Genomic DNA, 11,703 nt, shown 5'->3' on the forward strand with positions numbered 1-11,703 from the left:
TGCAGCCACCCATGGGGTGGCTCTACCGGAGGATGGGCGAGGTGGCAGGTAGAGCAACGCCATGCGTGGCTGCTCTTCGTGCCGGGATCGCGTTCAGCCACCCATGGGGTGGCTCTACCCCCGGGGGGCGGGTTGTTTGTGCAGGCTCCAAAAAAGAGCCCGGCGTGGCCGGGCTCTCTTCTTATATATGCGCTGTCAGGCTGGACTCAGCGCAGCCCTTCGGCCTGCAGCGTCGCCTGCACGCCCGGATCGGCTTCCATGCGCTGTTTGAACGCGGCCACGTTGTCCAGGCCGCTCAGGTCCACCTTGGCACCGACCGCCCAGCGCAGGGTGATGTAGAAGTACGGATCGGCGAAGCTGCGGAACCCGGCCAGCCACTGGCGGCCTTCCAGCTGCTGGTCGGCACGCTCGAACAGCCCGCGCAGGCGCTTGAGCGCCGTGGCGCGCACCGCGTCGTACTGGCCTTCATCGCTGATGAAGTTGCCCGGCCCGAACAGCGGCTTGAATGCCGGGTGCAGGTCCGAATTGACGAAGGACAGCCAGCGGGTGGCCTCGGCGCGCTGCTGGGCGCTGCCGTCACCGGCCAGGCCGGCCTGCGGGTAGGTATCGGCGATGTAGCCCATGATTGCCGCGTTCTGGGTGAGCGTGAAGTCGCCATCGACCACGGCCGGTACCGAGCCGACCGGATTGATCTTCAGGAACGCGGGCGCCTTCAGGGTGTCCTTGTCGAGCAGTTCCACCTCGAACGGCTGGCCGGTCCACTGCAGGGCGATGTGGTCGGCGGTGGAGCAGGCACCGGGCTTGCTGTACAGCTTCATGGGAACTCCGTTGGGGTGGTGATGGGTCAGCCGCTCACTATTCCAGAGCGGGACACGCATCCTCAACGGTATGGCCGTAACAGATCGTTACGACGCGCGCGGCTTGAGTTTCTGCACGCGGTAGAAGGTGTGGTCGCCGATCGTGGCCACCTGGTAGGCGTTGCGCCAGCTCGGGTTGGCGATCGACAGCGCGGCGAAGTGGCTCGCCCCCGGAACGATCTCCTTGCGCTCACCGACCGGCAGGGCCCAGTTGCGCTCGGCATCGAACGCCACGGTCATGGCTTCCTGCCAGGCATCGGCGTTGCCCAGCTGGGTGCCGGGGGCGACGATGGTCGGGGCGAACTGCTTGCGCGCGGTGACCACCTTGCACATCGAGTCGCCCCACAGCCCGCTGTCCAGGCGGCGCAGGGCCACTTCCGCGACGGCTTGCTGGCCGCGCAGGGTCTGGTCACGCGCTTCGAGGTAGACGGTCGTGCTCAGGCACAACGAATCGGCGGCAGGCTGCGGCAACAACTGTGACAGCCAGAGAATCCAGGCCAGTTTCATAAATCTCCTTGCTCCGTGTGGGCCGCACCTGGCTGTCCATCCGATCATGCGGACGGGGCGAGGGTACGACTTGGCGTCATGGGGAGGCGGCCATCGGGGCCGCCCGGGAGCGGACCCGAACAGGATGCGGGGTCCGCGCGCTCACTCGAACTGGGTGGTGAGCGGGAAAGTTGGCGCACGATAGGGGGCCATTTCCCAATGCATCCTGAACTTCAGCGCTTGACATTCAGGTTTGGAGCGGGGTCCGGATCGCGTTCACGGACCCCTATTCAGGTCGGTATTGACTGCTTTCAGAGCCCGGCGGCGAGGTGGCTGCCCTGGTGGATGGCGCGTTTGGCATCCAATTCCGCGGCGACGTCGGCGCCCCCGATGAGATGGGCGTTGATCCCGCCTGCCTGCAAGGCGGCATGCAGATCGCGACGCGGCTCCTGGCCGGCGCAGACCACCACGTGATCCACCGGCAGCGTCTGTTCCTGGCCATCGATCCGGATCCGCAGACCGGTGTCGTCCACGCCCAGGTACTCCACGCCGCCAAGCATCTTCACGCCCTTGGCCTTGAGCGTGGCGCGATGGATCCAGCCGGTGGTCTTGCCCAGCCGCGCACCGGGTTTGCCGGGACTGCGCTGCAGCAGCCAGACCTTGCGTGCGGGCGCCTCCGGGGCGGCCTTGGCCAGCGCGCCGCGACCTTCGAACGTCGCGTCCACGCCCCATTCGGCCATCCAGCGGGCCGGGTCCAGCGCGCTGGACGGACCGTCATGGACCAGGAACTCGCCGACATCGAAACCGATGCCACCGGCGCCGATGATGGCCACCTGCGCGCCGGCCTCGACCCGACCGAGCAGCACGTCCAGGTAGTTGATGACCTTGGGGTGGTCCGCGCCGGGGAAGTCGACCCGGCGCGGGGTGATGCCGGTGGCGACCACGACTTCGTCGAAGCCGGCCAGCAGGGCTACGTCGGCGACCGTTTCAAGCTTCACCGCCACGCCGGTCTCCGCAAGCTTGTGGCGGAAGTAGCGCAGGGTCTCGTGGAATTCTTCCTTGCCCGGAATGCGTTTGGCCACGTTGAACTGGCCGCCGATCTCGCTGCCGGCATCGAACAGGGTGACCGCATGGCCGCGCTCGGCGGCCACGGTGGCGCAGGCCAGCCCGGCGGGGCCGGCGCCGACCACCGCCACGCGCTTTGCGCTGGTCACCGGGCGGTAGACCAGTTCGGTCTCGTGCACGGCGCGCGGATTGACCAGGCAGCTGGCAGTCTTGTTCTCGAACACATGATCCAGGCAGGCTTGGTTGCAGGCGATGCAGGTGTTGATCGCCTCCGGGCGACCGGCGCGTGCCTTGTTGGCCCATTCCGGATCGGCCAGCAGCGGCCGCGCCAGCGACACCATGTCCGCGCCGCCGCCCGCCAGGATGCGCTCGGCCACGTCGGGCATGTTGATGCGGTTGGTGGCGATCACCGGCACCTGCACATGCGGCTTGAGCTTGGCGGTGACCCCGGCAAAGGCCGCGCGCGGCACTGACGTGGCGATGGTGGGGATGCGCGCTTCGTGCCAGCCGATGCCGGAATTGATCAGCGTGGCGCCGGCGGCTTCGATCGCCTTGGCCTGCTGCACGATTTCGTCCCAGTTGCTGCCGTCCTCGACCAGGTCCACCAGCGACAGCCGGTAGATGATGATGAAGTCCGGCCCGCAGGCCTCGCGGATGCGGCGCACGATCTCCACGGCAAAGCGCATGCGCTGGCTCGCGTCGCCGCCCCAGCGGTCCGCGCGCGTGTTGGTGCGTGGGGCGATGAACTCGTTGATCAGATAGCCTTCCGAGCCCATCACCTCGACGCCGTCGTAGCCGGCCTCGCGCGCCAGTCGCGCGCTGCGCGCGTAATCGGCGATGTGGCGCTCCACCCCGCGCGAGGACAGCGCACGCGGGGTGAACGGGTTGATCGGCGCCTTCAGCTTCGACGGCGCCACCGACAGGGGGTGATAGGCGTAGCGACCGGCATGCAGCAGCTGCAGGCAGATCTTGCCGCCGTTGTCGTGCACTGCCGCCGTCACCTGCCGGTGCGGACGCACTTCCCACGGCCAGGACAGCTTGCCGCCGAATGGCTTGAGCCAGCCGACCACGTTTGGCGCGAAGCCACCGGTGACGATCAGCCCCACGCCGCCGGCGGCACGCTCGGCGAAGTAGGCGGCCAGGCGTGGGAAATCGCGCGCGCGGTCTTCCAGGCCGGTGTGCATCGACCCCATCAGGACCCGGTTGCGCAGCTGGGTGAAGCCCAGGTCCAACGGAGTGAACAGATGGGGATAGGCGGGGGATTCAGCGGCTGGCGACATGTCGATACGCTTGCGTACGGAAGCGTGAAGCGTGCCGCGAAAGGCCCCCACAAGCAAGGGGCCCTTCGCGCACGAGCCGACACGCATCCGGTAGTGCCAGCCGCTGGCCGGCGCCTCGCACAGGTCGGATGTCGGAGCAGCCGGCCAACGGCCGGCAGTACCGACCATTGCAAACGTCGGGGCGGCAGCGCTACGGGGTGGCTGCCGCCGGGGCAGGCTTGTGGATGCCGAACAGCGGGAGCGTCACCCCGCACAGCGGGCCGATCAGCAACGCGAAGGCGAGGGTGCCGACGCCGACGTTGCCGCCGAGCTGCCAGCCGACGACCAGCACGGTGCCTTCGATCAGGCTGCGCACGATCCAGATCGGCCAGCCGGTGCGGGCGTGCAGGCCGGTCATCAACCCGTCGCGCGGGCCGGGACCGAAGCGCGCGCCGATGTACAGGCCGGTCGCCACCGCGACGAGCAGCAGGCCGCACCCGAACATCGGCACCTGCCAGGCCAGACCCTGCACCTCCGGCAGCACCCACAGCCCGAACTGCGCGCTGGGGCCGATCAGCATCACGTTGAGCACCGTGCCCAGCCCGGGCTTCTGCCGGATCGGCCACCACAGCAGCAACACCAGCGCACCAATCACGTTGGTGGCCACGCCGAACGACAGCGGCGTCTGCAATGCGATGCCCTGCGACAGCACATCCCACGGCGCCACCCCGATCGCCGCACGAATCATCACCGCCGCGCCCATCCCGTACAGGAACAGACCGATCAGCAGTTGCAGCAGACGCAGGGGCAGGGACGTGGGCATGGCGGTTTCACCGAAGGGGGCCTTGAATGTAGGCGGCCCCGGCGGGCTGAGACAGATACAGATGGGCACCAATATGCGCCGACACCGTCATTCCCAGCCGGCGAGCACCAGCTTGCCGATCACGCTGCCGCTTTCCAGCTGGCGATGTGCCTGGCGCAGGTTGGCCGCGTTGATCGCACCCAGCTGGGCGCTGCGCGTGCTGCGCAGCTCACCGGCATCGACCAGGCTGGCCACGCGGCTGAGGATGCGGTGCTGTTCGATCCTGTCGTCGGTGCGGAACTTCGCCCGCGCGAACATGAATTCCCAATGGATGCCGATGCACTTGGCCTTGTACGGATCGCCGATGCGCAGCGCGCCGCGCGGCTCCACCACCAGGCCCACGTGCCCCTGCGGTGCCAGCAGTTCGCCCAGCACCTCCCAGTAGTGATCGGTGTCGGCGAGGTTGAGCGCCACCTGCACCTGTTCGATGCCGAGCGCCTGCAGCTGCGGCGGCAGCGGCTGGCGATGGTCGATGACGTGTGCGGCGCCCATCTGTCGACACCAGTCCGCCGATGCGGGGCGCGAAGCGGTGGCCACCACAGTGAAACCGGCATGCCGGGCCAACTGGATCGCGATCGAGCCGACCCCTCCGGCGCCGCCGATGATCAGCATCACCTGTCCGGCATGACGACGGTCATCGAACTGTAACGGCATGCGCTGGAACAGCAGCTCCCACGCCGTCAGCACGGTCAGCGGCAACGCCGCGGCGTCGGCGAAATCGAGCGTGGCCGGTTTGCGCCCGACCAGCCGCTCATCCACCCACTGCCATTGCGCATTGCAGCCCGGGCGGGTGACATCGCCGGCGTAATAGACCTCGTCGCCCGGTGCGAATGCGGTGACGTCCGGCCCCACCGCTTCGACGATGCCCGCCGCGTCATAGCCAAGGATGCGCGGCGGATCTTCCTGCTGCGCGCGCGGTGCACGTTGCTTGGTGTCCACCGGATTGACGGAAACGGCCTGTACGCGCACCAGCAGATCCGAGCCCGTCGGCGGGCCAGGTTGTGCAAGGTTCAGGTCGAGCAGCGCGGCGGGGTCATCGATCGGCAGGTACTGGGTCAAACCCACAGCTTTCATGGCCGTTCCTGAGCTGGTCCGACCTTCATCATACGACTGCTGACAAAGCTGTTACTGCGCTGAATCAAGGCAATGGCGTATTCGGGGTGGAATACCGCACTGCGCAGCAGAAATGCAGGCAAAAAAGCCGAAACCCTTGTCGTTGCTGGGTCTTGCGCAATTTCATCAACCTGTATAGGGTGCCACCAGCTGGACCGGTAGAGGTCTGGCCGTCGTCTTCACATGTTACGTGACCGTTAACATCACCTTCACTCGCCTGAGCATAATGTTCGCGGCGGTGGCGTGCTGAATCGGCAGTCTGAAAACGACGCAGGTGCTGGCCCATGCCTCTACCGGTTTCATACCCCCGAAATAGGAGCTGTACTCAATGAACAAGAAGATCCTTACTGCCGCGCTGCTGGGCGGTCTGGCTTTCGCCCAGGCTGCATCGGCGCAGGATTTTGATGACCGCTGGTACCTGACCGGTTCGGCCGGCTTCAACTTCCAGGATAGCGACCGTCTGACCAACGACGCTCCGTTCGTGACCCTGGGCCTCGGTAAGTTCATCAGCCCCAACTGGTCGCTGGACGGCGAGCTGAACTACCAGAACCCGAACTTCGACGCGAACCAGGATCTGAACTGGAGCCAGTACGGCGTGTCCGTCGATCTGCGCCGCCACTTCATCTCCGAAGGCCGTGGCTGGAACCCGTACCTGCTGATGGGTCTGGGCTACCAGAAGTCGGAAGAAGAGTACAACTCGCTGAACCTGAATGGTCCGCGTGAGCGCAAGGACGGCAACTTCGCCGCCAAGGTCGGCGTCGGCCTGCAGACCACCTTCGAAAAGCGCGTTGCTGTCCGCGCCGAAGTGGCCTACCGCGCTGATTTCGACGACCAGAGCATCTCGGCTCCGAACGAAAGCTGGTTCGGCGACGTGCTGGCTTCGGTCGGCGTCGTGATCCCGCTGGGCCCGGCCCCGACCGCTGCTGTGGTTGCCCCGGCTCCGGTGGCTCCGAGCTGCGCAGACCTGGATGACGACGGTGACGGCGTCAACAACTGCGACGACAAGTGCCCGGATTCGCAGCCGGGTCAGACCATCGGTCCGGACGGTTGCCCGGTGCCGGTCTCCATCGACCTGAAGGGCGTGAACTTCGACTTCGACAAGGCGACCCTGCGTCCGGACGCCGTGGCGATCCTGAGCGAAGCCACCGAGATCCTGAAGCGTTACCCGGATCTGCGCGTTGAAGTTGCTGGTCACACCGACTCGAAGGGTACCGACGCTTACAACCAGAAGCTGTCGGAGCGTCGCGCCACCACCGTGTATGACTACCTGACCAAGAACGGCGTGTCCGCTTCGCGTCTGGTGGGTCCGATCGGCTACGGCGAGAGCCGTCCGATTGCTCCGAACACCAACCCGGATGGTTCGGACAACCCGGAAGGTCGTGCAAAGAACCGTCGTACCGAGCTGAACGTCCAGAACTAATCCTTCTGGTAGTACAGCTTCAGAAGAGGGCCCGGCATTGCCGGGCCCTTTTTTTTGTTCTTTTTTCCATCCGCGTAGCTCAGGGCACTCGAAGCGCGTTGGACCTTTATTGACGCGGGTGTCGGTGGGTCGGGCGCTGGGCGCCCATGCCCTTTCCGGCGACGCCCCCGGCGTCGGCCTGCGGCCGCCACCTCCTCCTTTTGTTTCGGCGGCCCGTTGCTGCTTGCCGAGCATGGCTCGGCACTACCCGCAAGCCGCGACGGGGCCCTCACGCTCGCGGATCACCCGAACGAAGCCAGCTTCCAAAAGGATCAAAGAAGAAATCAGCAATAAATCCAACAAGTTGCCGTATTCATTGAATGTGGGATCTTGAAAGCCGTTGTGGCGCTGTTAAACTCGCCGCGTCGACCCCTTTCCTGGATGCATCCCATGCTGCGTATCGCACTGGCCGCCGTGCTCGGCCTGGCCCTGGTCCCCACCGCCTACGCAGCCGTGGATTGCTCGGCACACGCCATCAGCGCCTCGCCGCTGCCGCTGCCGGCCACCGCCATTGCGCCGGTGGCCGAAGAGCTCTACATCCGCAACGTCCAGCTCGGCATGCCCGCTGGCGTGCTCACCTCCAATTTCGACCAGCAGCAGTCGCTGGACCGCGTCCTGCAGCGCCTGCGCATCGACGGCTGCCAGAACATCGCCAAGGCCATGCCTGGCGCACCGGCGATCAAGGCCAACGATCCGGCCGCGTACAAGCCGGCGACCGAGTTCGACAATACCCCCTGGCGCTTTGACATGAGCCAGAACGGCAAGCGCATGACCGCCGAGGAATTCGACGCCTGGATGAAGGCGCGCGGTGTGCGCGTGGTCAAGGCGCGCCCGGTACCGGCTGCCGCACCGGCCGCTGCGGAAGCACCGGCTGAAACCAAGCCGGGCGAGAAGAAGTAAGCCGCCCTGCGCGGAGCACGATGAGCACACGCCGGCCCCCTGCCGCGCCAACCGCTCGACCACGCCGCCCCGAGCGGCGTGCGTCATCGACCAGCCCCGCGCGCAGCGACGGCGCACCCCGCCATGGCCTGGCGCGCGTGCTGTCCAAGGCTGGCCTGTGCTCGCGCACGGAAGCCGCGCGCTGGATCCAGGCCGGTCGCGTCACCGTCGATGGCCGCGTCATCAACAACCCCGAATTCCCCATCGTAGACGGCCGCCACCACGTGCGCGTCGATGGTCAGCCGCTGGACGCACCGCGGCGCATCCACCTCATGCTCAACAAGCCGCGCGGCCTGGTCACCACCGCCCAGGACGAGCAGGGCCGCGACACCGTCTACCGCTGCTTCGATGACGCCGGGTTGCCGTGGATCGCCCCGGTCGGACGGCTGGACAAGGCCAGCGAAGGCCTGCTGTTGTTCAGCAACGACCCGCAGTGGGCCGCACGGCTTACCGACCCGGCCACCGGCCCGGACAAGACCTACCACGTGCAGATCGATGCCATCCCCGATGCCGCGCAGCTGCAGGCGCTGTGCACCGGTGTGGAGGACGACGGCGAACTGCTGCGCGCGCGCCGCGCCACCCTGCTGCGCAGTGGCGACAAGACCGCGTGGCTGGAAGTGGTGCTCGAAGAAGGCCGCAATCGCCATATCCGGCGCCTGCTGGCCGCGCTGGACATCAACGTGCTGCGCCTGGTGCGCGTGGCAATTGGACACCTGCCGATGGGCGCGCTGGGCAAGGGTGCCTGGCGCGAACTGAGCCAGCACGACCTGGATTTGCTGTACGCCGCGGCCGATGGCGCCGTGGCGCCACCGTGACGCCGTGGCCTGCCCGTGCGTGGCAGGCCGACCGAACCAGGCAATGGATGGCCGCGTACCCGACGTTTCATTCACCCCCGGGAGATTCCCCCATGCATGCCAACCTGCTCAATCGCCCTCTGTTCCGCAGCGCCTGCCTGTTGCTGCCCGCCGTGCTGCTCACCGCGTGTGGTGGCCACAAACAGGCGGCCAAGGCCGAGGCCCCGGTGACCGACAAGGTGGTGGAAGTCAAAACCCCCGACCTCGACGGCCGCGGCAGCTATCGCTTCATGATGAGCGACGGCGACAAGAAGATGTCCGCCGATGAGTTCGACGCCTGGATGAAGGCCAACGGCATCCGCGTGGCCAAGGGCAACGGCCAGGACAGGCCGGTCGCCGCACCCGTGGTGGTGGCCAGCAAGGAAACGGCCAAGGACAAGAAGAAAAAGAAGAAGTAAGCGGCCGCCGGCCGTGGGTCGGCGAGGGCACACAGGCCGCCCTCGCCGGAGTTCATGACGCCGCTGGGGAGAGCAGCCACCCATGGGGTGGCTCTACCCGGTTGGCGCGTGTCAGTTCTTGATCACGCCCAGTTCCAGGCCAATGCGGGTGAACGCATCGATCGCCCGATCCAGGTGGGCACGCGTATGCGCGGCGCTGATCTGGGTACGGATGCGTGCCTGGCCCTTGGGCACGACCGGGAAGAAGAAGCCGATCGCGTAGATGCCTTCTTCCAGCAGGCGCTCGGCGAACTTCTGCGCCAGCGGCGCGTCGTACAGCATCACCGGGCTGATCGGGTGCACGCCCGGCTTCACGTCGAAGCCGGCGGCAGTCATCTTCTGGCGGAAATAGGCGGTGTTGTCGGCCAGGGTGCTGCGCAGGTCATCGGCGGCGGCCAGCATCTCGAAGGCCTTGATGCCGGCGGCGACCACGTGCGGCGGCAGCGAGTTGGAGAACAGGTACGGGCGCGAGCGCTGGCGCAGCAGTTCGACCACTTCGGCGCTGGCGCAGGTGAACCCGCCGAGCGCGCCGCCCATGGCCTTGCCCAGGGTGCCGGTGATGATGTCGATCTTCTCCAGCACGCCCTTGACCTCGGCCGAGCCGCGGCCGGTGGCGCCGAGGAAGCCGGTGGCATGGCATTCGTCGATGTGCACCAGCGCGTTGTACTTCTCGGCCAGCGCGGTGATTTCATCCAGCGGGGCGATGAAGCCGTCCATCGAGAACACGCCGTCGGTGGTGATCAGCTTGGTCCTGCAGCCGGCGGCATCGGCCGCCTGCAGCTGCGCTTCCAGATCGGCCATGTCGCAGTTGGCGTAGCGGAAGCGCTTGGCCTTGCACAGGCGCACGCCGTCGATGATGGAGGCATGGTTGAGCGCGTCGGAGATGATCGCGTCGTTCTCGCCGAGCAGCGGCTCGAACAGGCCGCCGTTGGCGTCGAAGCAGGCCGCGTACAGGATGGTGTCCTGCTTGCCGAAGAACGTGGCGATCTGCTTTTCCAGCTGCTTGTGCAGGTCCTGGGTGCCGCAGATGAAGCGCACCGAGGCCATGCCGAAACCGTGGCTGTCCAGCGCGTCCTTCGCGGCCTGGATCAGGTCGGGATGGTCGGCCAGGCCCAGGTAATTGTTGGCGCAGAAGTTGAGCACCGTGCGGCCGTCGTCCAGGGTGATCTCGGCCGACTGCGGGCTGGTGATGATGCGTTCGGACTTGAACAGGCCCTGGGCGCGGATCGCCTCCAGTTCTTCAACGTAGTGCTGGGTCAGCGGGGCGGTGATGGCATCGCTCATGGCAGGCAGTCTTCGGCACGGGAAAACCGGGATTTTACCTGCCAGCGACGACGCTGGGGTTGCGCGCACCGGCCGATTGGACGGGGGGCGGCGGCGTCAGTTGCAGACGTGATTGTTGCATCGCAATATCAATCAGGTTAAAAAACTGTAAATCGCGCCGTTCCGCCCACCCCCACCGTCTGGAGAGACCCCGCATGAACCACGCCACGCGCTGTACCGCCGCCGTTGTGCTCTGCGCCGCCCTGCTTGCCCCGTTCGCCGCCAGTGCCCAGGACGAGGCCGCCTCTCCCTTCAGCTGGAACGTCACCGGCGTCTCCGACTACGTGTTCCGCGGTGTCTCGCAGACCGACGAGGACCCGACCCTCCAGGCCGGCTTCACCTACACCTCGCCGGTCGGTCTCTATGCCGGCGTGTGGGGCTCGGGCGTGGACTTCGGCGACGGTGGCCCGGATGCCGAGGTCGACTACCTGATCGGGTATGCATTCGACGTTACCGACGACGTCAACCTGGACCTGCTGGTCAACCGTTACACATACCCGGGCTCCAGCGAACTGGCCTACAACGAGTTCATCACCAAGACCACGTTCGCCAAGCAGTACAGCCTGACGGTGACCTACACCAACGATGTATTCAATTCGGGCACCGATGGCTGGTACTACGCCGTGGGCGGCGAGTGGGCGCTGCCGCAGGAATTCACCCTGGCCGCCAACGTCGGCCGCAGCACCTTCGAGGAAGGCATCTCCAAGGACTACACCGATTGGAACATCGGCGTGAGCCGTCAGTTCGGCCTGTTCAACCTGGGCCTGGGTTACTACGGCACCGACGGCAACGGCCGCGACAACTCCGGCAAGCTGGCCGACAACCGCGTTGTGTTCACGGTCGGCATCGCCAGGTAGTGCCGGCCGCTGGCCGGCTCTCGCACAACCGGCTACCCCGAGAACCGAAAAAGGCGCCCAAAGGCGCCTTTTTCGTTCACCGGCAATGTCGGTAGAGCCGAGCCATGCTCGGCTGCGGCCACCTCGTCGGTAGAGCCGAGCCATGCTCGGCTGCGGCCACCTCAATTCCAGCTCAATACCACCTTGCCGGCC

At 66.5% G+C, this 11,703-nt stretch carries 11 protein-coding genes; 5 read left to right on the forward strand and 6 right to left on the reverse strand.

Translation table 11 applies throughout. The annotated features are described in order from the left end of the window. Window positions 1-206: 206 nt before the first annotated feature. The 5 genes from RTO53_RS06395 to RTO53_RS06415 all read right to left on the reverse strand — a co-directional run bounded on the left by RTO53_RS06395 (window position 207) and on the right by RTO53_RS06415 (window position 5,603). The gene (locus tag RTO53_RS06395) at window positions 207-818 is read right to left on the reverse strand and encodes a glutathione S-transferase N-terminal domain-containing protein (RefSeq protein WP_312236997.1); all 612 of its coding nucleotides are present in this window, start codon (window positions 816-818) and stop codon (window positions 207-209) included. An 87-nt stretch (window positions 819-905) separates the two neighbouring features. After that, window positions 906-1,364 (reverse strand): cell wall hydrolase, encoded by a 459-nt coding sequence (locus RTO53_RS06400; protein ID WP_256776242.1) that lies wholly within the window; start codon window positions 1,362-1,364, stop codon window positions 906-908. Between the two features lie 290 nt (window positions 1,365-1,654). Further along, window positions 1,655-3,688, reverse strand: coding sequence for an NADPH-dependent 2,4-dienoyl-CoA reductase (locus RTO53_RS06405; protein WP_312236998.1), 2,034 nt, complete (start codon window positions 3,686-3,688; stop codon window positions 1,655-1,657). A 190-nt stretch (window positions 3,689-3,878) separates the two neighbouring features. Beyond that, entirely contained in the window at window positions 3,879-4,490 is a 612-nt protein-coding gene (locus RTO53_RS06410; protein WP_312236999.1) for a hypothetical protein, read from the reverse strand. A gap of 87 nt (window positions 4,491-4,577) precedes the next feature. Beyond that, a complete protein-coding gene (locus RTO53_RS06415; protein WP_312237000.1) occupies window positions 4,578-5,603 on the reverse strand; it encodes a zinc-binding alcohol dehydrogenase family protein in 1,026 nt (341 codons plus the stop codon). A 367-nt stretch (window positions 5,604-5,970) separates the two neighbouring features. Here RTO53_RS06415 and RTO53_RS06420 point away from each other — a divergent pair, with 367 nt between their 5' ends. The 4 genes from RTO53_RS06420 to RTO53_RS06435 all read left to right on the forward strand — a co-directional run bounded on the left by RTO53_RS06420 (window position 5,971) and on the right by RTO53_RS06435 (window position 9,292). Then, complete coding sequence (locus tag RTO53_RS06420; RefSeq protein WP_312237001.1) at window positions 5,971-7,062, forward strand: OmpA family protein; 1,092 nt, start codon at window positions 5,971-5,973, stop codon at window positions 7,060-7,062. A 429-nt stretch (window positions 7,063-7,491) separates the two neighbouring features. After that, the gene (locus tag RTO53_RS06425) at window positions 7,492-8,001 is read left to right on the forward strand and encodes a hypothetical protein (RefSeq protein ID WP_312237002.1); all 510 of its coding nucleotides are present in this window, start codon (window positions 7,492-7,494) and stop codon (window positions 7,999-8,001) included. Window positions 8,002-8,021: 20 nt separating this feature from the next. Next, entirely contained in the window at window positions 8,022-8,855 is an 834-nt protein-coding gene (locus tag RTO53_RS06430) for a pseudouridine synthase (protein WP_312237003.1), read from the forward strand. Window positions 8,856-8,947: 92 nt separating this feature from the next. After that, window positions 8,948-9,292 carry a hypothetical protein gene (locus RTO53_RS06435; protein WP_312237004.1) on the forward strand — a complete coding sequence of 115 codons (345 nt, stop codon included), beginning with the start codon at window positions 8,948-8,950 and terminating at the stop codon, window positions 9,290-9,292. A 111-nt stretch (window positions 9,293-9,403) separates the two neighbouring features. On the opposite strand, the gene kbl is transcribed toward RTO53_RS06435, so the two are convergent. Further along, window positions 9,404-10,615 (reverse strand): glycine C-acetyltransferase, encoded by a 1,212-nt coding sequence (gene kbl, locus RTO53_RS06440; RefSeq protein WP_312237005.1) that lies wholly within the window; start codon window positions 10,613-10,615, stop codon window positions 9,404-9,406. A gap of 194 nt (window positions 10,616-10,809) precedes the next feature. Here kbl and RTO53_RS06445 point away from each other — a divergent pair, with 194 nt between their 5' ends. Continuing rightward, window positions 10,810-11,511, forward strand: coding sequence for a TorF family putative porin (locus tag RTO53_RS06445; protein WP_312237006.1), 702 nt, complete (start codon window positions 10,810-10,812; stop codon window positions 11,509-11,511). The last annotated feature ends 192 nt before the right edge of the window (window positions 11,512-11,703 follow it).

Origin of the sequence: Stenotrophomonas sp. (genome assembly GCF_031995405.1) — a bacterium.
Lineage (GTDB): Bacteria > Pseudomonadota > Gammaproteobacteria > Xanthomonadales > Xanthomonadaceae > Stenotrophomonas.

What these genes read in the sequence shown, in the direction of transcription:
- RTO53_RS06425 (WP_312237002.1), top strand. Translation starts at nt 7,492, where the DNA reads ATGCTGCGTATCGCACTGGCCGCCGTGCTCGGCCTGGCCCTGGTCCCC.
- RTO53_RS06415 (WP_312237000.1), bottom strand. Translation starts at nt 5,603, where the DNA reads ATGAAAGCTGTGGGTTTGACCCAGTACCTGCCGATCGATGACCCCGCC.
- RTO53_RS06400 (WP_256776242.1), bottom strand. Translation starts at nt 1,364, where the DNA reads ATGAAACTGGCCTGGATTCTCTGGCTGTCACAGTTGTTGCCGCAGCCT.
- RTO53_RS06420 (WP_312237001.1), top strand. Translation starts at nt 5,971, where the DNA reads ATGAACAAGAAGATCCTTACTGCCGCGCTGCTGGGCGGTCTGGCTTTC.
- RTO53_RS06445 (WP_312237006.1), top strand. Translation starts at nt 10,810, where the DNA reads ATGAACCACGCCACGCGCTGTACCGCCGCCGTTGTGCTCTGCGCCGCC.
- RTO53_RS06435 (WP_312237004.1), top strand. Translation starts at nt 8,948, where the DNA reads ATGCATGCCAACCTGCTCAATCGCCCTCTGTTCCGCAGCGCCTGCCTG.
- RTO53_RS06430 (WP_312237003.1), top strand. Translation starts at nt 8,022, where the DNA reads ATGAGCACACGCCGGCCCCCTGCCGCGCCAACCGCTCGACCACGCCGC.
- RTO53_RS06410 (WP_312236999.1), bottom strand. Translation starts at nt 4,490, where the DNA reads ATGCCCACGTCCCTGCCCCTGCGTCTGCTGCAACTGCTGATCGGTCTG.
- RTO53_RS06395 (WP_312236997.1), bottom strand. Translation starts at nt 818, where the DNA reads ATGAAGCTGTACAGCAAGCCCGGTGCCTGCTCCACCGCCGACCACATC.
- kbl (WP_312237005.1), bottom strand. Translation starts at nt 10,615, where the DNA reads ATGAGCGATGCCATCACCGCCCCGCTGACCCAGCACTACGTTGAAGAA.
- RTO53_RS06405 (WP_312236998.1), bottom strand. Translation starts at nt 3,688, where the DNA reads ATGTCGCCAGCCGCTGAATCCCCCGCCTATCCCCATCTGTTCACTCCG.